An 18071-nucleotide genomic window follows, 5' to 3' on the forward strand; every position below is an offset into this window, starting at 1 on the left:
CGGGAGGCCCGGTCATGATTCGCACCACCCTTCGGCGCACCCTCACCCTGGAGGCCCCGGAGTCACCGGACCGCGCCGCGCACGTCTCCGCCGCCAGTGGACTGGTGCGCGTGGGGGATTGGCTGCACGTCGTCGCGGATGACTCGCTGCACCTGGCGACGTTCTCCGCGCGAGGCGACGCACCAGGGCGCCTGTCGCGACTCTTCGTGGGTGAGCTGCCCGAAGAGCCCCAGGCGCGCAAGGCGGCCAAGCCAGACCTGGAGGTGCTCTGCGTGCTGGGGCCCATCGCGGGCGCGCCGCATGGTGCCCTGCTGGCGCTGCCTTCGGGCTCCACGTCGGTCCGCGTGCTCGGCGCGGTGCTGCCCTTGAATGCGGACGGTGCGCTCGCGGGCGAGCCGCGCACGGTGGACTGCTCGGCGCTGTACCAGCAGATTGGACGGGAGTTGGGCTCGCTCAACATCGAGGGCGCGGCGATGGTGGGCACCAGGCTGCGGCTGCTGCAGCGGGGCAATGGGGACGCGGGCGTGGACGCGCTGGTGGACCTGGACCGTGAGCGCGCGCTGCGCGGAGTCGAATTGGGCGCGCTGGGCCCGGAGGTGCTGCGCACGATTCGGCGCTGGGAGCTGGGGCGCGCGGGCGGAGTGCGGCTGTCCTTCACCGATGCGTCACCGCTGCCGGACGGGCGGCTCGTGTTCACCGCGACGGCCGAGGACACCCGGAATGCCTACGCGGATGGTCCGGTGGCGGGCTCCGCGGTGGGGCTGCTGGCGCCGGATGGGACGCCGCTGTTCCTGGACTCGGTGGACGCGAAGGTGAAGCTGGAGGGCGTGGACGCGCGGGTAGAAGGTGGACGCGTGCACCTGCTGCTGGTGGCGGACGCGGATGACCCGGCGGTGGCGGCGCCCTTGATGGAAGCGGTGCTGGACGTACCGGCGTAGGCGCCCTGGACGGGCCCCTTTGTCAGTCGTGCTCGTGCGCGGCTTCTTCGGGCCTGCCGCCGACGGCCTCGAGCGAGGAGCGCGCGGGACGGGCCCGGTCGAAGGCCACCTCGCGCTCGCCCACACCCTCAGCCGTGGTGTTGGCGATGCGCTTGCGGGCCCGGGCGATGTAGTCCTGCACGAGCGTCGGGTCCGGGTGCGTCTTCAGCGTCTCCACCCAGGTCTCGATGGCCTTCTCATGCTCACCCGCGTCCGAGCGCAGCTTGCCCATCTCGAAGAGGGCGTGCGGCGACAGCTCCGAATCCGGGAAGCGGGTGCGCAGGTCCGCGAAGCCGCGCGAGGCCTCCTGACGACGGCCCTCCATCATCGCGATGGCCTGGGCCTGGAGGAACAGGGTGTCGTCCACGAAAGCGCTGGTGGCGAAGCGCTCGACGAGGCGGCGCGTCTCCAACTCGCACTGCTGATAGTCGCCCAGCTCGAAGTAGAGCTTGGCCACCTGGTAGTGCAGCTCGGCGCCCTGGGGCGGATTGCGCTGGAGCGCGGCGGTGAGCTGGTCGATGGAGCCGCGCAGGTCGCGGTAGTGCACGCGCAGCAGCTCCGCGAGGATGATGCGTGCCTCGAGCGCCTCGGGGGACTCCGGACACTGCTGGATGAGCTCGCGGTAGACGCCCACGGCCTCCTTCACCTTGCGCTGCTCCAGCCAGTAGACGTCCGCGGCGCCCTTCAACGAGCGGGCGCGCAGGACGAGCGCCTCCGGCGTGCTGTCGTGCCGCAGCATGTCGAACGCCTTGCGGTATTCGACGAGGGCCTCGTCGGGACGCTTCTCGAAGATGGCGTCGCGGGCGCGCTGGAGGTGGTCCACGGGCTTGTCGCGACGACACCCGGCGCTGGCCAGGGCCAGGGCCAGGAGCGCGAACCGGAGCCCCCGCACTAGCACTTCTCCGGGGTGACGGTGACGCAGCGCGACTCCTCGCAGCTCACGCACTCGGCGATGGGCGACACGTCGGTGACGCACACGTCGACGCGGGAGGTGCGGGGGCAGTCCTCCGACGTGACACAGCGGTAGACGCTCCCGTCCTCACGGGTGATGTCCTGGGCCGTGGAGCCGCAGACTTCCAGGTCGTTGCATCCCAGCAACCCCGCCCCGATGGCGGCGAGGACTGCGCGCGCGGTGCGTCTCACGGCGCCGGTTCTACCTGGATTCGCCCACGCCGTCACGGAACGGTGCGCCTGCTCGCCTGCCCAGCGGAAACCCTTGCGACCCGGCTCCACAGCGGGTGAAGCCTGAAAAGCAAGCGTGTCATGAACTACCCGGCGCACACTCGGTAGGCTTTGGCGCAGGTCTGGCGCGGTGCAGCGCACAAGTACGTTCCAGCGTCCAAACCCCGCTGCCTCCTGGGTGACTTCTCTCAAGAGCGAAAGCCCACCGCAAAGAAGACGCTCACCACCACCGCGCACAGTGCCAACACGGACACCGCGCCCGCCCACCGCGTCCCCGGAGGCATCGCGTCCTCGCGCCGCCATACCTTCGCGAGCCCCAGCCCCACCAGGCCTCCCGCGACTGCACCACCCACGTGCGCCGCGAAGTCGATCTGGTCTCCCGTGCGCGATACGGCGATGGGAAGCAACGACGGCACCAGCAGTTGCATCGCCATCATCTGCACCTCCACCCGGCCCGACCCCACCGGCAGACGTCGGCTCAGTGCCAGCACCGCCGCGAGGAGCCCCATCAGCGCTCCCGACGCTCCCACCGACACCACCGAGTCCCCATGGAGCGCCATCGACAGCGCTCCACCTCCGAGCGCACTCGCGACGAGCAGCAGGCCCAGCCATGCCCGGCCCACCATGCTCTCCAACATCATCGACCCAAACCAGAGGCAAAAGCCGTTGAGCACCAGGTGGATGAGGTCTCCATGCAGTAGCGGCGCGAGGAACATTCGCCACCACTGGCCATGCTCCAGCACCAACCCCGAGTTCAGACCTCCCAACTCCACCAGCGTCTGAATGCCCGGCGCGAGCAGCCCCGCTCCCGACGGGCCCACGGCGAAGAGGTGCTCCGCCGCGAAGGCCAGCGCCAACACCGTCAGCAACGCCACCGTCAACACCGGCTTGCGCTCGGGTGCCTCGGCGACCTCATCCTCTTGCTCGTCCACCCGACGAGGTTGCTGGACCAGTCCTCGCACATAGCCACGCGACACCATCGCGCGTCGCCATGTATTCGCCCACACCTCGCCGGACGCAGTGTCCACGTGCATCGCGTGCAGGTGGACCTTGTTGAACAGGCCGAGCCGCAGACGCTCCAGTCTTTCCCGGTCCTCCAGCGTCACGGGCCCGCGTCCCACCTCGATGAACTGCAAGCCCACCGGCAGCTTCGTCCCGCTCACCGTGCCCGAGTAGTGCAGACACGCCTTGCCCACGCGCTCCAGCACCGACGTCTCCAGCGCGAACCGCCGCGACGGCTCACGCTCCCGGTCCACGATGCACACGATGACGCACGAGTACCCATCCGAGTACGTGAGCACCGCGTCCGCGGCGTCGACCAACTCCGCTGCCTCGGGATGCGTGCCGGGCTCGAAGCCCTTGTCGGCCATCAACCTCCGCGCCAGGTACTCCGCGAACGAGGGCGCGGCCGGCACCTCTCCCGTCGACGCTTCCGCGACAGCGGACTGCTCGGAGGTTGGCGACGACATGGCGGCTCCCTTCCACGACCCAGACCGACGAGCCTGCACGAGAAGCCCGCGCTCACGCCAGTCACCCCACCCCTCCGCCACTCATCCCGCTCCCGGACCGCTCATGGAGTATCCGGGGCTCCCAGCCGAGCGACCTGTACCTTCCTTCTCGTCAGACGCCGCCCTCCTGGCGGTGTCCTTCTCGCGGAGGTCCTCCATGTCCCGTGCCCTGCTCCTCGCGGCGTTCGTCGCCGTGCCCCTGCTCTTCGGTTGCGCCACCACCTCCAACGCAGGCGGCGCCCCTGCCCCCGCCGCTCCCTTCGCGGTGAAGCGCTCCGGCCAGGGCCAGCCCGTGTTGTTCATCCCCGGCCTCGCGTCGTCGGGCGAGGTCTGGGACGAAACCGTCGCCAAACTCCAGAGTCAGTACGACTGCCACGTCTTCACCCTCGCCGGCTTCGCGGGACAGCCGTCGGTCCCCGCGCCCTTCATGCCCACCATGCGCCGCGCGCTCGCCGAGTACATCCGCGAGAAGGGCCTGAAGAAGCCCATCGTCGTCGGACACAGCCTGGGCGGTGTGCTGGCGCTCGGCCTCGCCGCCGATGCACCGGACCTGGTGGGCGGCGTCTTCATCGTCGACAGCGTGCCCTTCCTGGCCGCGTTGCTGTACCCGGGCGCCACAGCCGAGAGCGCGAAGCCGTTCGCCGACCAGTTCCGCGCCCAGGTGCGCATGCGGACGGTGGAGCAGCGCAACGAGGCCTCGCGCCAGGTGCTCCAGCTCTACATCGCCGATGAAGCCCGCCGCGAGGTCGCCGCGCGCTGGGGCGCTGACTCGGACCCGGAGACGGTGACGCAGGCGATGTACGAGATGAACATCACCGACCTGCGCCCGGAGCTCTCTCGCATCACCGCGCCCACGATGGTGCTCGGCTCGTGGATTGCCTTCCAGGGTCGTGTCCCACGTGAGGCCGTGGAGGCCAACTATCGCAGCCAGTACCAGAACCTCCCCACCGCGCGTGTCGTCATGCACGACACCGCCCGCCACTTCATCATGTGGGACGACCCCCATGGCTTCCTCGCCACGCTGGAGTCCTTCCTGAAGACCACCGCTCCCTCGGCGAGCGTGGAGTCCCAGCGCTGAGCGTGGTGAAGTCAGGCCCTCACGAAGGCAGGAACACGCATGTCATCCCGACGCGCCAAGGTGTACGTGGCCTGCCAGGTGGGCGGATGGGGCCTCTACGGTCTCGTGAACATCCTGCTGACCGTCCTCACAGTGGTGGCCCTTTCACAAGGCGCCGAGCAGCTGGGTCGTCGCACGTTGTGGATTCTCGCGATGAGCCTCTCGGGCGGAGTCATCACGCACTTCGCCCGAGCCCCGCTGAACCTGCGCGCGTGGGTCCAACTGTCCCTGCTCCGCCTGGCGCCGCGCGTGCTCCTCACCAGCGTGGGACTGGGCGCCCTTCAGCAGGCCGTGGGCCTCTTCCTGGCCTACCCCGTGCTCGGCATCTACAAGCGCGAGGACTTCTCCTTCGCCTTCGCCATCACCGGCGCCTCGTTCTGGGCCGTGGTGATGCTGATGTGGCTGCTCACCTACTTCGCCGTCCACTTCGTCGAGCGGACCCGCACCGTGGAGCGCGAGCGCTGGCAGCAACAGGCCGCCGCCCAGACCGCGGAGCTGCGCTTCCTCAAGGCCCAGCTCCAGCCACACTTCCTCTTCAACTGTCTCAACAGCGTGCGCGCCCTCATCGTCGAGGACCCCGTCCGCGCGCAGCAGGCCGTGACGCGCCTGTCCTCCCTGCTCCGCCATGCCCTCGCCGCGCGCGGTCCCGAGACGGTGCCTCTGTCCCAGGAGCTCCAGGTGGTGCGTGACTACCTGAGCCTGGAGGCCATCCGCCTCGACGAGCGTCTTCGCGTACGCGAGGACGTGGCCCCGGAGGCGCTCGTCGTCCCCGTGCCGGCCATGCTCGTCCAGACGCTGGTGGAGAACGCCATCAAGCACGGCATCGCCCAGACTCCCGAAGGTGGCGAGGTCAGCCTGCTCGCCCACGTGCACGAAGGCGCGCTGCTGCTGGAAGTCGCCAACACCGCCGCGCCGCCCGGCACTCCGGCCGCGCCCCACTCCAACGGCGTCGGCCTCCACAACGCGACCGAGCGACTGCGCCTGCTGTGCGGCGCCCACGCCTCGCTTCAGCTCGATCAAACACACGCGACACTCACCACGGCGCGCGTCCGGATTCCCCTGCCCTCATGAGAGTCCTCATCGTCGATGACGAACGACTGGCCCGCGCCGAGCTGCGCCGGCTGCTGGCCGCCTTCCCGGACGTGGAGGTGGTGGGTGAAGCCACGCACGTGGACGACGCCTGCCGACAAGTAGAGGCCCTGGAGCCAGACCTGCTCCTGCTCGACATCCAGATGCCAGGTGGCACGGGCTTCGACGTGCTGGCCCGACTCGACGAGCCTCCGGACGTCATCTTCACCACCGCTTATGACGCCCATGCGGTGCGCGCGTTCTCCGTCAACGCGCTCGACTACCTGCTCAAGCCCATCGAGTCGGAGCGGCTCGCCGAAGCCCTGGAGCGCGTGCGCCAGCGCGGCGGCCCCGCGGCACACTCGCCTTCACGCACTCCGGATGCCTCACTGGAGCGGGTGTTCGTACGAGACGGTGAGCGCTGCTGGCTGGTGCAGCTCGCACAGGTGCCGCTCATCACCTCCGAGGGCAACTACGCCCGGCTGCACCTGGAGGGACATCAGCCACTGTTGCAGCGCTCACTGAGCTACCTGGAGGAGAAGCTGGACCCGGCGCGCTTCTTCCGCGCCAGCCGTCAGCACCTCATCAACCTCGACTTCGTCGAGACCCTGGAGCCAGGCCCCGGAGGCACGCTGGTGGCGCGCCTGCGCGGAGGCACCGAGGTGGAGATGTCACGCCGTCAGTCCCAGCGCTTCCGCGAGCGCATGAGCCTCTGACTCGACTTTCGCTCTTTTGTGGCGAAGGGGCGAGCGCTGCGGTCTACGCGGCGCGCCCCTGGGGCAGCGTGGCGCGGGAGGCGGCGCGTAAGTTGGCGCGAAGTCGACGCGGCGAGTGCCAGCGGGCACGGGCCAGGGTAGCTTGAGCCAATCGCAGGACATCCGCGAAGCTGACAGTGGCCTTGGTGGTGTACCAGGGTCGCATAGGCAACTTCAGTTGCTGCCAGCTGGCGGCCAGCTCCAGGTACCAGAGGACGAGCAGGGTGTAACTCAAGCCCGCGAAGGGAGCGGTGCGCAGCACGGCCAGGCGGCGGCGGGCACGCGAGTCGGCGAAGCCAAGCAGCTGTTTCAAGTCTCGGAAAAGCACTTCGATGCTCCACCGGAAGGCATACCGTTCCACTACTTGGAGGGCCGTGAGGGAGGCGTCGGTGCAGAAGAAGACGCGCAGGGGGCGGCTGCCGCCCGTCATCCGCACGACGACGACCTTGAGCATCCGCTCACCGGCAGCACTCTTCCAGCGGGCCACCACCTCCTTGCAGTCCACCTGCTGCGACTGGCCGTAGAGAAAGGCCGTCAGCCGCTGCCAGGGGAGCGCGGCATCCCGGGCGAGGGCCTGGGGCTTGGGTACCGTCACGTCGCGTGTCAGCCACCGGCCCGTCTTCGGCGAGCGGCACCGGTGAGTGCGCGGGCGAGTCAGCACTGCGTCTGGGCGCATGGCGCCGACGAAGACGAGCCGTTGCGGCAACTGCTTGAGCACGGTGCTGCACGAGTAGGCCTCGTCTGCGGCAAGCTCCACGGGAGCCGTGGGCAGCCAGCTGAGGACACGCTCCACCAGCTCTCGGCCCAGCTGCGTCTTCTTGCGGTGCGCAATGCCTTTCTTCTGGCACTCGGCCTGGGTGCGGTAGAGCCGAAAGAGGATGGGCAGCGCCCAGGGGCGCGAAGCGAAGGGCACCTGCACCAGCACCGCCAGCGTCACCCAGACGTGGCCGAAGCAGAAGACGTGCACACCTCGGGTGGAGTGCACCGCATCCAGGTGGCTGCCCAGCCCGAACACCTTCGGCCCTTTGTGGCTGCACAGGGTGTCGTCGAGCACCAGTCGCAGGGGCCCCAGGGCCGAAAGCTTCAGCAGCAGGAGTCGGCCCACTTCGTCCGCACTCCAGCGAGCCCGGGAGAAGAAGCGATGGAAGGCCGCGTGGTGCTGCACGCCCGAGACACCCGCGGCCACCAGCGCCTCGGTGACCGCGTGCGTGCCGCCACTGCACACCCAGCCGGCGAACAGCACCAGGAAGCGCAGGAACGAGGGCTCGGTGAAGGCGGGCCGAACCAGCTGCAAGACTCGCAACAGTGCATACAAATGGGAGGCGGCCATCGGGAGACCTCGAAGGTGCTGGTGGAGGCGTGTCTTGCCGGACACCTCTCTCAGCTGGCCTCGATGGCCGCTCTTCTCCTACCCTCAGCCCCTTCTCCCCTCGCCCCCCTGCTTGGGCCTCCCGGCCCAAAAGGGCGAAAGTCGAGTCTGAGGCACGCGTCAGTTCGCGCCCTGCTTGTGCTTGGGAGACTTGCCGGAGGTGAGCACCGGGTCCACCGCGGCCACGCTGCTGCGGCGCCGCATCTGGTTCACCCGCTCCTCCATCTTCTCGTAGTGCTTCATGCGCGCCAGCATGTGCGGTTCCGAAGTCTGACAATGCAGCTGCGTCACTTCCTGGTGACGACGCCCCATCTCCTGCCACGTCTGGAGCATGGCCTGGTTGCCAAGAAGCCGCTCCTCGACGCTGTCCAGCACCGCATCCAGCTGCTCGGCCTCCGCCTCCAACACCGCGAGCCGCTCCTGGGACTCCTCGGAGGGCGTGGAGCACCCCGTGGTCACCGAGAGGCCCACCACCACCACCGACAGCCCGAGCCACCTCTGCATCCCCACATCGCCTCCCGCGAGTCTCGCGCCGTCAGCCGGCCTCATGCGCGAAACCCAAGCTAGGGAGGCCCTCCTGACGCGACAACCCGTGCGGGCAAGCGACCCGGCAGACTTTTCAGGAAGTAACGATTCCCAACACCGACGCTCGGGTTGGCGGAGTCACTGACGCCCCGGTTCACTCTCGGGACACCTGCACATGTACGCGCAGCGCGGTGACCATCGCCCACCAGCCGAGAACAGGCCCCGCGCCCGCGCCGATGACGGGAACAGGAAAGTTCCCGAAGAACGTCGCCCCCAGCAACGCGACGAAATACAGGACGAAGGCGACGCCCCAACGCGCGCTCCGTGAGTCCCGACTCAGCACCGCCAGGACGCCCGGGAGCAGCAACCCCACGACCGCGCACGACGCCGCGAACACACCGAGCGCTCCTTGCTCCGCGATGAGCACGAGGATGCGCTCCACATGGTCGAGCGGTTCCAGCGGGTCGCTCCGCGTCCAGGTGACGGCCGCGAGTCCCAGCAACACCGCGGCGATGAAGAGGCCCGCGCGCCGGCTCACGAAGTCGCCGCCCACCAGCAACGGCACCGCCGCGAGCGCGAGCGCCGTGGCCTGTGCGGCGTCCGGTTGCATGAGGTGAATCCCTTGCACGAGGACCATGAGTCCCCACGCAAGCCACGGGCGCCACGACGCACCGCGAGCGCCGACACCGAGGAACAGCCACGGCAGGAAGGCCGCTGACGCGTTGATGCGAATGGGCCCCAGCGACCACCAGCGATGCACCCCCTCCAGCCCCGGCGCGGCCCACGTCGCGGCGATGGCGAGACAGGCCACCACCGGAAGCACCTGCTCGGCGCGTCGAGGAGACGTCGACGGGCTCCGCGTCAGGAGCAGGAAGCCCGCGCCTCCGACGACGATGGCCACGAGGTTCGGAAGGAACGCGGCGGGGCGAACGCCGTGCGCACTCGCCGCCCAGAGGCCGACGCAGGACGCGAAGAGGGGCGCGACGAACAACCAGGGCCAGGTGACCTTGTTCACCCGCGCGGACCTATCACAGGGAACCTCGCGCTCACGCCCATGCGAGAGCGGCGCCTACGCCCGGTGGCGGAGGATGAACTCACACACCTCGCGAGCGGCACCGAAGCCCGCGGGCTTCTGGGCGACGTAGTGCACCTGCGAGCGCACCTCGTCGGGGGCCTCGGGCGGAGCGGAGGAGAAGCCCACGGCCTTGAGCAGCGGCAGGTCCACCACCTCGTCACCCATGTAGCCACAGTGCTCGGCGGAGACATTCAGCAGCTCCAGCAGCTTCTCGAAGTGCGCCACCTTGTCCTGACTGCCGAAGTGCACGTGCTTGATGCCCAGCGACTGCATCCGCATCTGCGCGGACAGGCTGTCGCCTCCGGAGATGGCGGCCACCTCGATGCCCACCTCCTGGAGCCGCTTGATGCCCATGCCGTCCCGCACGCTGTACATCTGCGTCCAGCCGGAGTTGGGCACCCAGAAGATGCGTCCGTCGGTGAGCGTCCCGTCGATGTCGAAAATCATCACCGACAGACGCGCCACCCGCGCCTTGAGCGATTCCAGGTTCTGGTTCATCGGGAGCGGCCTACTTCGGCACGGCCTTGAGCGAGGCCTTGCCGTCCTTGATGACGACCTTGAACTCGACCGCCTTGGCGTTGTGCTGCTTGAGCAGCTCCGGCACCTGCTTGCGCAGCGTCGCGGCCACCGACTCGTAGGAGATTTTCGAGGTGTCTTCCTGGCACCGCCGCTTCGCGGTGACATACGCGTCGTACACCGCTCGCAGCTTGTCGTCCGACATGCCGCCGCCCCCCGCTGAGGAGGGAGGCTTGGACGCATTCGCGGCCACCGGAGCCGGAGGCCGGCTGGGCGCCGCACCCGGCGGCACGGAGGGCCGCGCCGGAGGGACAGTGCTCACCGGCCTGGCCGCCATGCCCGGAGGCACTGTCGCGGGGGCCTTCGCCGGCGCGCTCCCGAGCGGCGACGTCACCGTGGGCAGGCCGCGCGCGGGGGTTCCCGTCACGGGCGCCACCGTGGGCAGGCCGCGCGGCGGAGTTCCCGTCACTGGCGCCACGGAAGGCATTCCACCCGAGGTCATCGGCGCCACACCGGGCACGCCTGACGCGCGCGCCGCGGGCGGCGTCGACACCGGAGCCACGGCGGGCGTCACCGAAGGCACCGAGGGCGTCCCCCGGAAGGGCGTTCCAACCGATGCAGCCGCGGCGGCGGGCGGGACTTGCGGCTCGTTGGCGGGGCGGGGGCGGAGAATCTCCTCCACCTCCTCGAAGTCCATGTCGGAGATGTCCTCCGGCAGCTCCACCACGCCCTTCTTCGGGTCCTTGTTGGTGGACGTGCCGCGCACCTCCGCGCGACGGCGGGCCTTGAACAAGTCCCTCCTGTACGTGCCCGCCTCGATTTCCTGCAGCGTGCGCGCCCAGAGCCGCTCGTACGTGAGGTACTTGCCGTGGATGCTCCCGACGCGGAACTTGGCGGCGGTGCTGCGGATGAAGCCCGTCTTCAGCCGCATCACCCGCTTCTTCAAGTCGTCATGGGCCCGCGTGGGCGGGTGACGCTCGTTGCCCAGGAAGTATTGTTCGTAGAGGTTGCGGAGGATGGCCAGCTCCGCCTCCAGCGCCTCGCACTCCTGGAGGACGGCCTCACTGGAGCTGCTGTCCGCTTGGGGCTTTCCAGCGGAGGACTTCGAAGCGGACGACTTCGAAGCGGACGACTGTCTGGCGTCGGAGGGAGGCATGACTCCTCAGAGTGTCCCCAACCCGCGCCCGGGGATCAACCTCACGCCGCGGATGGGGTGGGACCCAGACCGCCCGCCGCCTCGCCCGCCCCTCGACGACCCTTCTGGTAGAGCAGCACGGCGCCAAAAACGAACATGCACAGCGAGATGAACTGGCTGGTGGAGACGTTGTACCAGGCCTCCAGCGGCACCGCGCCCGCAAGCCCCTGGCCCCCCATTGACGCCAGGAGCCCGTGCAGGGTGCCTCGCTCCACGTCCCCCCGGAACAGCTCCACCGTGCTGCGCAGCACCGCGTAGGCCATCAGCCACAGGGCGAAAATCTGCCCGTGGAAGCGGCGGAAGCGGCGCGCGTACAGGAGCCCCACGAAGAGGACGAGCTGTCCCACGGACTCGAAGAGCTGGGTGGGGTAGACGCCCAGGGTATGGCCGTGCTGGAGCACCCAGTCGGAGATGCGCACCGCGTCCGGCGCCGCCTGGTGCAGAATCTGCCCTGTCGTCTCCACGACGAAGCGCGAGTCCTCCAACTGCGAGGAGTACGCGAGGCTGGACGAGCTGCCCACCCGCCCGAACAGGTCCTGCGCGATTCCAGGCCCCGGGAAGTGCACGGCGGCCGCCGCGTGCGAGGGCGCCACGTCCCCCCAGCAGCACCCCGCACTGAAGCAGCCCAGCCGGCCCAGGCACTGGCCCAGCGACACGGTGGGGATGCACACGTCCGCCAGCCGCAGGAAGTCCATGCCCGTGGAGCGCGCGTAGAGCCACGCCGCCACCCCCGCGCCGATGAGGCCTCCGTAGAAGACGAGCCCGCCGCCCAGCGAGAACACCTGCGACCAGTCCCGGGCGTAGTCCTTCCAGTTGACCAGGATGAAGAGCAGCCGGCTGCCGCCGATGCCGCCGATGAGCACCCAGAAGGCCATGTCCAGCACCTGCTCGCGCTTCTTCGGGCCCTCCACGTCCACCCAGAGGCCATCGACGAGCTTCACCTTGCGCCACTCGTCCTGGGCCAGCCGCCCCGCCACCGCCAGCGCCAGGGAGAAGCCCGTCGCCAGGAGCACGCCATAGGTGTGCAGGGGGATTCCCTCGCCCTTGCCGCCCGGGAACGCATCCGCGGGCAGCGCGTACTTCAGGCCGAACCACGCGAGCCCCACCCCCGCGACACCGAAGCCCAGCGCGCGCAGCAGCCGGTCCGTGGAGGTCGTCGCCGCGCGAAGGCCCGTCTTCGGGTCCAGCTCGCCCTGCGCGCCCCGCCACCCGTTGAAGGCGATGTAGCCCACCGTACCCGCGGCGACCGCGTACAGCAGCAGCTGCGTCCAGAGGCTGGTGAAGGTGAAGCGGAAGAGGACGGGGAGCATGAGGACCTGCCGGAAGGCGAAGAGGGCGGCGCGGCGCGAAGGCTATCCTCGTCGCGCTGCCAGGCAAGGTGAGGGGGCTCGCCGGTCCGCCCGGCTGCCCTCCCGGGAGGCGCTGCTTCAGGCGGCCTTGGACGGGGCCGGTGCGGGCTTCTCCTTGCGGACGAAGGCGTCCACGAGCAGCAGCCCCACACCCACGCAGATGGCCGCGTCGGCGATGTTGAACGAAGGCCACGCGGCCTTGTCGAACCAGTGGGCCTCCAGGAAGTCGATGACGAAGCCCCGCGCCAGCCGGTCGATGTAGTTGCCCAGCGCGCCGCCCAGCACGAGCGGCAGGCCCCACAGCGCCCACTTCTCCTCCGGGTCCGAGCCGGACAGCTTGCGGAAGTAGAAGACGATGAGGACCACCGCGCCCAGGCTCACCACGTGGAAGAGCGGACCGCGCTTCTCCGGGGACATGCTCCGGAACAGGCCCCAGGCCGCGCCCGGGTTCTCCGCGTAGCGCAGGCGGAAGAAGGAGTCGGCGACCTCGATGCTGCGGCGCGAGCGGTAGTGCAGCCCGTCGAAGCCCTGCGAGGGAGGCTCGCCGAACATGGCGCCCAGGCGCCCGCCCAGCGTCTCCTGCCCTTGCATCTGGGAGGTCAACTCACGGACGACGAGGTACTTCGTCCACTGGTCCAGGACGATGACGCCCAGGGCGACGGCGATGAGGATGACGTATTTGCGAGGCACGGCCCGGGGCTTACACCACCAGCCCCCCAGCCGTCACGGATTGGGGCTCTGCGTCAGGGGCGCCGGAACGGTCTCCGGGCGACGCACCTTGAGCGAGTCCAGCAGCATGAAGGCCACGCCCACGCAGATGGCCGCGTCGGCGACGTTGAAGGTGGGCCAGCGCATGCCTGGCTGGTTGCGCCAATGCCAGTCGATGAAGTCGATGACGTAGCCGCGAATCAGCCGGTCCATGAAGTTGCCCAGCGCGCCGCCGGTGATGAGCGCCAGCGCCACGCGCACCAGCTTCTGGTCCAGCGAGGTGCGGCGGTACATCAGGAAGATGAAGGACAGCGCCGCCACGCTCACCACGTGGAAGAACCCGCGCCGCACGCCGTCCGGCAGGTTGGCGAACAGGCCCCACGCCGCGCCCGGGTTCTCCACGTAGCGGAAGTGCCAGTAGTCCTCGATGAAGCGATGGGGCCGCGTCACCGTCCGCTCACCCTGGGGCGGCGGGTTGTTGTCCAGGTTCTGCTGGGTGAAGTAGCCCGTCACCCGGGCCACCCCTTCCCGCCCATCCAGGGCATCTGTCAGCCGGGACACAGCCAGATATTTGGTCACCTGGTCGGCGACGAGCACCGTGGTGGCCACGAGGAGCAGGAGGCGGAGGGAGGCTTTCATGACGCGTCCCCATCCTCTAACCCGCTCCCCCGAGCCCTGACAACCCGGTGTGCCTGGCCGGCCCCAGGTGGCCTGCCCGCTCTGTCTCCCTGCCAGCGCTTCTTTGGGGCATGGTGGAGCCATGTCGCCTGTTGAGCCCGACGTGAATCCTTCAGTCTCCGACACGCCCCCACCCGCCCCGACCCAGGCGGCGAAGCCCGAGAAGCCGTCGCTGATGGCGCGCTTCAAGACGCTGATGCTGGAGTACGGCCCGCTGGCGCTGGTGACGAACTACGTCATCTTCGGCCTGGTGCTGGTGGGCTTCTACTTCGCCATCAAGCTGGGCTTCCAGCCGTCGAGCCCCGGGGAGCAGGCGGGCTCGTGGGCGGCGGCCTACGCGGCCTCGCAGGTGGTGAAGCCGTTGCGACTGGCGGCGGTGTTCGTGCTCACGCCGCTCATCGCGCGCATCCCGCCGGTGGCGCGCTTCATCGAGCGCAACAAGCACAAGTGGAGCTTCTGAGCGCACGCGGCGACCCGGGCATGGGCCGCCGCGCGCGCGCGTCACCGACTCAGAAGTTGGGGACGCGGAAGTCCTTGATGATGCCCATGTGCTGCATGCTGGGGGCACCGCTGTCGTTGGACAGCACCGGCGAGATTTCCGACAGCGGCGTGTAGACGCGGCTGTCGAGCACCAGTCCGCCCGCGAAGGTGCTGGAGCCGATGACGGTGGACTGGCGGTACTGGTTCAGGTCCGCGTCCGCCAGCACGTGGTCATACGGCTTGTTCCGGTTGGCGTTGGTGTTGACGTTGCCGTTCTTGTCGGCCGGATACGGCGCGGTGGTGACGACCACGTTCTTGAACGTGGTGAAGGCGGCCTCCGAGCGGCTGTCGGTGTTGAGGTCGCCGCCGATGACCAGGTAGTCGCTCTCAGGCACCTGCGCCCGGATGTAGTTGACGATGAGGTTCGCCTCGTTGTTGCGAGCGCCCGAGCCCGACGTCAGCAGGTGCACGCTCACCGCCCAGAGGTCCTTCGGACCGGGGATGTCGATGCGCGCCCACGCGAAGTCGCGGTTGGAGACCTGCGTGTCGTTCCACTCACCCGACTGGATGATGGGCCAGCGGCTGATGATGCCGTTGGGGATCTGCGCGCCTTCCTCCCGGTAGTAATAGAAGCCGGGGCCCACCTGGCTCACCAGCGAGCTGATGTCCGCCACCGAGTCGGTCCGGTAGTTGAACTCCTGGATGAGCACGACGTCGGGGTCCACGCCCTGCATCAGCCGGATGCCGTGGCCCGGGTCGTAGTCCTGCCCGTTCCCGCTGGAGATGTTCGCCGCCATGATGCGGATGTTCGTGTAGCCACCCGTCCCTGTGCCGGCGTCGGTCTCCGTGCCCGCGTCGGTGCTCGTGCCCGCGTCGGTGCTCGTGCCCGCGTCGGTGCTCGTGCCCGCGTCGATGGGGTCGGGGCCGGCGTCAACCGGGGTGCCCGCGTCGATGGGGCCGGGGCCGGCGTCGATGGGGTCAGGGCCGGCGTCGATCGGGGTGCCCGCGTCGATGGGGCCGGGACCCGCGTCAATGGGGTCAGGGCCCGCGTCGAGCGGGGTGCCCGCGTCGATGGGGTCGGGGCCGGCGTCAACCGGGGTGCCCGCGTCGATGGGGTCGGGGCCCGCGTCGGTGACAGGGCCGGGACCGGCATCGGTCTCCGTGCCAGGACCCGCGTCAATCGGGGTGCCCGCATCCGTGATGGGGCCGGTACCCGCATCGGCCTCCGTGCCTGGACCGGCATCGGTCTCAGTGACAGGGCCCGCGTCGGTCTCGATGTCGCCACCATCCAGCGTCGACCCGCCGCCGTCGGTCTCCTCGCCACCATCCCCCGCATCGGCGCCGGCATCCGGGGTCGCTTCGCAGACCTCGCTCGGCAGACAGAAGGTCGCCTCGCCGCCGTCGCGCTCCTCACCCGTGGGGCAGCACGCCGCCTCCGACTGACCACACACGGCCTGCGGTCCACACGGACGCACGCAGATGGAGCGATCATAGAACGGGACGAAGCGGCACTCCTCGTCCGCACCACAAACCCCCGCGTCCTGCCGTGGATCACACTGCACCCACAGCACCCCGCCGTCCTCCACCGGCAGCGGCGGCTTGGGCGGATCCGACTCACCACAGGCCAGCGCGAGAATCGTGAGCGAAACCGCCGCACACGCGAGGTAGGAAAAGGTCTTCTTCATGCGCTGAGGCCTGCTTCCGTGATGACGATTCAAAAGGTGTCAGCCGTCAGCACCGGCATGCGGACGGGGGCCGGAGTATAGAAGACGACCCGGGCCTCAGTCCTGCGACTTACCGCCAAATCGAACATTTACAGCGGTGAAAATCGTGGAGTGGACCTCTCCCAACCCCCTGGCCGCGCGTCGCGGCGGAATCCAGAGCCGCCAGTGGTGACCGTTCGACTCCATGGCCGACTGAAGGACTTCCTCTCTCCGGAGAAGCGCGCCCAGGAGGCGTTGCAGGTGACGCCCCAGGGGTCGCCCTCGGTCAAGGACCTCATCGAGTCGCTCGGACCGCCGCACCCCGAAGTGGACCAGGTGCACGTCAACGAGGAGCCAGTGGGCTTCGCGCATCGCGTGGCGCCCGGCTCGCGGGTGGAGGCGTGGCCCGCGCTCCAGCCCGTGGAGGGCATGCCCCGCTTCGTGCTCGACGTGGGGCTGGGGCGACTGTCGGGCTTCCTGCGGATGCTCGGCTTCGACACGCTCTGGCGCAACGACTTCGCGGATGAGGAGCTCGCGCGAATCTCGAGCACCGAGCAGCGCGTCGTGCTGACGCGGGACATCGGCGTGCTCAAGCGCGGAGAAGTCGTGCTGGGTTACTTCCCGCGCGAGACGGACCCCGCGGAGCAGCTGGTGGAGGTGGTGCGCCGCTACGGGCTCGGAGCCCGGATGAAGCCGTTCTCCCGGTGCATCGCCTGCAACGCCTCCCTGAGTCCCGCGGAACCTCACGAAGTGACAGGCCGCGTCCCCGAAGGCGTCGCGGAGCGTCACTCGCACTTCCAACAATGTCCCGACTGCCGCCGGGTCTTCTGGGCGGGCTCGCACCAGGAGCGAATGCAGGCCCTGGTGGACCGGCTGCGCGCGCTGGAGCAGGAGCGCTGAGCACGGTGGCCTGGGCCTAGGGCCCGGACACTCCCGCCGTGAACCCACGCACTACGCAAAAGCACGTAGCCTCGCACTTTTTGCGAGGTCTTTTTAGACCCAATACACCTAAGTAGAAGCCCGCACCGGAGGGATTTCAGTGGGTTGCCGACTTGCCCTTGCGGGCATGTGAGTTGCTGGGTTGACGACACTTCCGTCGCTTTCCCCCGAGCGGCGCGCACTGGAGTTCCTCGATGGCGCACCGAAACCTACCCCGGCCCAGAGCCGCCCGGGGATTCACGCTCCTCGTCGCGCTCGGCGTCGTCGTGGTCGTGACGATGGCGGTGATGCTGAGCTACCGGGTGGTGGGCCGCGAGGCGGACACCCAGTCGGACGCGCGCCGGCAGAAGGAAGCGTTCTTCGCGGCGGAGGCGGGGTTGGCCGAGGGCCGCGAGGCCATGCGCCTGCGCTCCTCCCCTGGCGAGACGACCTACCTCCAAGCCTTCACGGCCCTCCTGGCCGCGAACGCCACTGTCACGGAGCTGGGGTTGGCGGGTGCCAATCCCCCCTGGATGGAGCTGCTTCCCGCAAGCCCTGGCGACCCCTGGAACTACCTGCGACTGGCGCCTGCCGCCATGCCCGCCGCCGAGAAGGCCAATGGGACGGGTGACCCCTACGTCGACTACCCGGAGCAGAACAACGTCCGCTACCGCGTCTTCGTGCGCGACGACGTCGACGACAACGACCCCAACTCCGACGGCAACGGGCGGGTCTGGGTGGCGTCCGTGGGCGAGGTGCTCAGCCGGGACGGACGCCCCACGAGGGCCATCGTCCAGGCGCTCATCATCAACCAGGTCGGCGCCATCGCCATCAGCCCCGGCTGCCCGATGGGCGGCTGCGGCCCCGACAACACCTACAACAATCCGCAGCCAGGGGCACCCGCGAATGGGCCCATCCGAGCCCTCCCCAACAACACGCCCTGATTCC

Annotated in this window: 19 protein-coding genes; 7 read left to right on the forward strand and 12 right to left on the reverse strand. The window is 69.3% G+C overall.

Annotation, left to right across the window (positions count from 1 at the left end; translation table 11 throughout):
* Positions 1-14: 14 nt before the first annotated feature.
* Positions 15-938: a DUF6929 family protein gene (locus tag ACN469_RS01310; RefSeq protein WP_498763304.1), complete on the forward strand. Its 924-nt coding sequence runs from the start codon at positions 15-17 to the stop codon at positions 936-938.
* A 22-nt stretch (positions 939-960) separates the two neighbouring features.
* Here the strand turns inward: ACN469_RS01310 and ACN469_RS01315 are convergent, their stop codons facing one another.
* From ACN469_RS01315 to ACN469_RS01325, 3 genes are all read right to left on the reverse strand, one after another.
* On the reverse strand, positions 961-1869 hold the full coding sequence (locus ACN469_RS01315; RefSeq protein WP_498763306.1) for a tetratricopeptide repeat protein: 909 nt from the start codon (positions 1867-1869) through the stop codon (positions 961-963).
* Positions 1869-2120, reverse strand: coding sequence for a hypothetical protein (locus ACN469_RS01320; RefSeq protein WP_498763308.1), 252 nt, complete (start codon positions 2118-2120; stop codon positions 1869-1871). The genes ACN469_RS01315 and ACN469_RS01320 overlap by 1 nt, the downstream gene beginning before the upstream one ends.
* Positions 2121-2347: 227 nt before the next feature.
* Positions 2348-3628, reverse strand: a complete 1281-nt coding sequence (locus tag ACN469_RS01325; RefSeq protein WP_498763310.1) for a rhomboid family intramembrane serine protease — start codon at positions 3626-3628, stop codon at positions 2348-2350.
* Positions 3629-3824: 196 nt separating this feature from the next.
* On the opposite strand from ACN469_RS01325, the gene ACN469_RS01330 reads away from it, so the two are divergent.
* From ACN469_RS01330 to ACN469_RS01340, 3 genes are read left to right on the forward strand one after another with little or no spacing between them, the layout of a single operon-like run.
* The gene (locus tag ACN469_RS01330; protein ID WP_498763312.1) at positions 3825-4745 is read left to right on the forward strand and encodes an alpha/beta fold hydrolase; all 921 of its coding nucleotides are present in this window, start codon (positions 3825-3827) and stop codon (positions 4743-4745) included.
* Positions 4746-4784: 39 nt separating this feature from the next.
* Entirely contained in the window at positions 4785-5855 is a 1071-nt protein-coding gene (locus tag ACN469_RS01335; protein ID WP_498763314.1) for a sensor histidine kinase, read from the forward strand.
* Entirely contained in the window at positions 5852-6568 is a 717-nt protein-coding gene (locus ACN469_RS01340; RefSeq protein WP_498763316.1) for a LytR/AlgR family response regulator transcription factor, read from the forward strand. Before ACN469_RS01335 ends, ACN469_RS01340 begins: the two co-directional genes overlap by 4 nt.
* Positions 6569-6611: 43 nt before the next feature.
* Here ACN469_RS01340 and ACN469_RS01345 read toward each other — a convergent pair whose 3' ends face one another.
* The 8 genes from ACN469_RS01345 to lspA (ACN469_RS01380) all read right to left on the reverse strand — a co-directional run bounded on the left by ACN469_RS01345 (position 6612) and on the right by lspA (ACN469_RS01380) (position 13983).
* The gene (locus ACN469_RS01345) at positions 6612-7937 is read right to left on the reverse strand and encodes an IS701 family transposase (RefSeq protein ID WP_498763318.1); all 1326 of its coding nucleotides are present in this window, start codon (positions 7935-7937) and stop codon (positions 6612-6614) included.
* 159 nt (positions 7938-8096) lie between these two features.
* On the reverse strand, positions 8097-8480 hold the full coding sequence (locus ACN469_RS01350) for a hypothetical protein (RefSeq protein ID WP_498763320.1): 384 nt from the start codon (positions 8478-8480) through the stop codon (positions 8097-8099).
* Between the two features lie 175 nt (positions 8481-8655).
* Positions 8656-9516 (reverse strand): hypothetical protein, encoded by an 861-nt coding sequence (locus ACN469_RS01355; protein WP_498763322.1) that lies wholly within the window; start codon positions 9514-9516, stop codon positions 8656-8658.
* 54 nt (positions 9517-9570) lie between these two features.
* Positions 9571-10074 (reverse strand): KdsC family phosphatase, encoded by a 504-nt coding sequence (locus ACN469_RS01360; protein WP_498763324.1) that lies wholly within the window; start codon positions 10072-10074, stop codon positions 9571-9573.
* Between the two features lie 10 nt (positions 10075-10084).
* A complete protein-coding gene (locus ACN469_RS01365; protein WP_498763326.1) occupies positions 10085-11248 on the reverse strand; it encodes an MXAN_5187 C-terminal domain-containing protein in 1164 nt (387 codons plus the stop codon).
* 41 nt (positions 11249-11289) lie between these two features.
* Positions 11290-12597, reverse strand: coding sequence for a prolipoprotein diacylglyceryl transferase (locus ACN469_RS01370; protein WP_498763328.1), 1308 nt, complete (start codon positions 12595-12597; stop codon positions 11290-11292).
* Between the two features lie 117 nt (positions 12598-12714).
* On the reverse strand, positions 12715-13326 hold the full coding sequence (gene lspA / locus ACN469_RS01375) for a signal peptidase II (RefSeq protein ID WP_498763330.1): 612 nt from the start codon (positions 13324-13326) through the stop codon (positions 12715-12717).
* 33 nt (positions 13327-13359) lie between these two features.
* Positions 13360-13983 (reverse strand): signal peptidase II, encoded by a 624-nt coding sequence (lspA, locus tag ACN469_RS01380; RefSeq protein ID WP_498763332.1) that lies wholly within the window; start codon positions 13981-13983, stop codon positions 13360-13362.
* Positions 13984-14104: 121 nt separating this feature from the next.
* Between lspA (ACN469_RS01380) and ACN469_RS01385 the strand changes: the two genes are divergently transcribed.
* Positions 14105-14482, forward strand: a complete 378-nt coding sequence (locus ACN469_RS01385; RefSeq protein WP_498763334.1) for a hypothetical protein — start codon at positions 14105-14107, stop codon at positions 14480-14482.
* A gap of 49 nt (positions 14483-14531) precedes the next feature.
* Here the strand turns inward: ACN469_RS01385 and ACN469_RS01390 are convergent, their stop codons facing one another.
* On the reverse strand, positions 14532-16187 hold the full coding sequence (locus ACN469_RS01390) for an endonuclease/exonuclease/phosphatase family protein (RefSeq protein ID WP_498763336.1): 1656 nt from the start codon (positions 16185-16187) through the stop codon (positions 14532-14534).
* A 204-nt stretch (positions 16188-16391) separates the two neighbouring features.
* On the opposite strand from ACN469_RS01390, the gene ACN469_RS01395 reads away from it, so the two are divergent.
* Together ACN469_RS01395 and ACN469_RS01400 are read left to right on the forward strand one after the other, a co-directional pair.
* Positions 16392-17105, forward strand: a complete 714-nt coding sequence (locus ACN469_RS01395; RefSeq protein ID WP_498763338.1) for a Mut7-C RNAse domain-containing protein — start codon at positions 16392-16394, stop codon at positions 17103-17105.
* Positions 17106-17338: 233 nt separating this feature from the next.
* Complete coding sequence (locus ACN469_RS01400; RefSeq protein WP_498763340.1) at positions 17339-18067, forward strand: hypothetical protein; 729 nt, start codon at positions 17339-17341, stop codon at positions 18065-18067.
* Positions 18068-18071: the final 4 nt, after the last annotated feature.

Source organism: Corallococcus terminator (genome assembly GCF_049194865.1).
GTDB lineage: Bacteria > Myxococcota > Myxococcia > Myxococcales > Myxococcaceae > Myxococcus > Myxococcus terminator_A.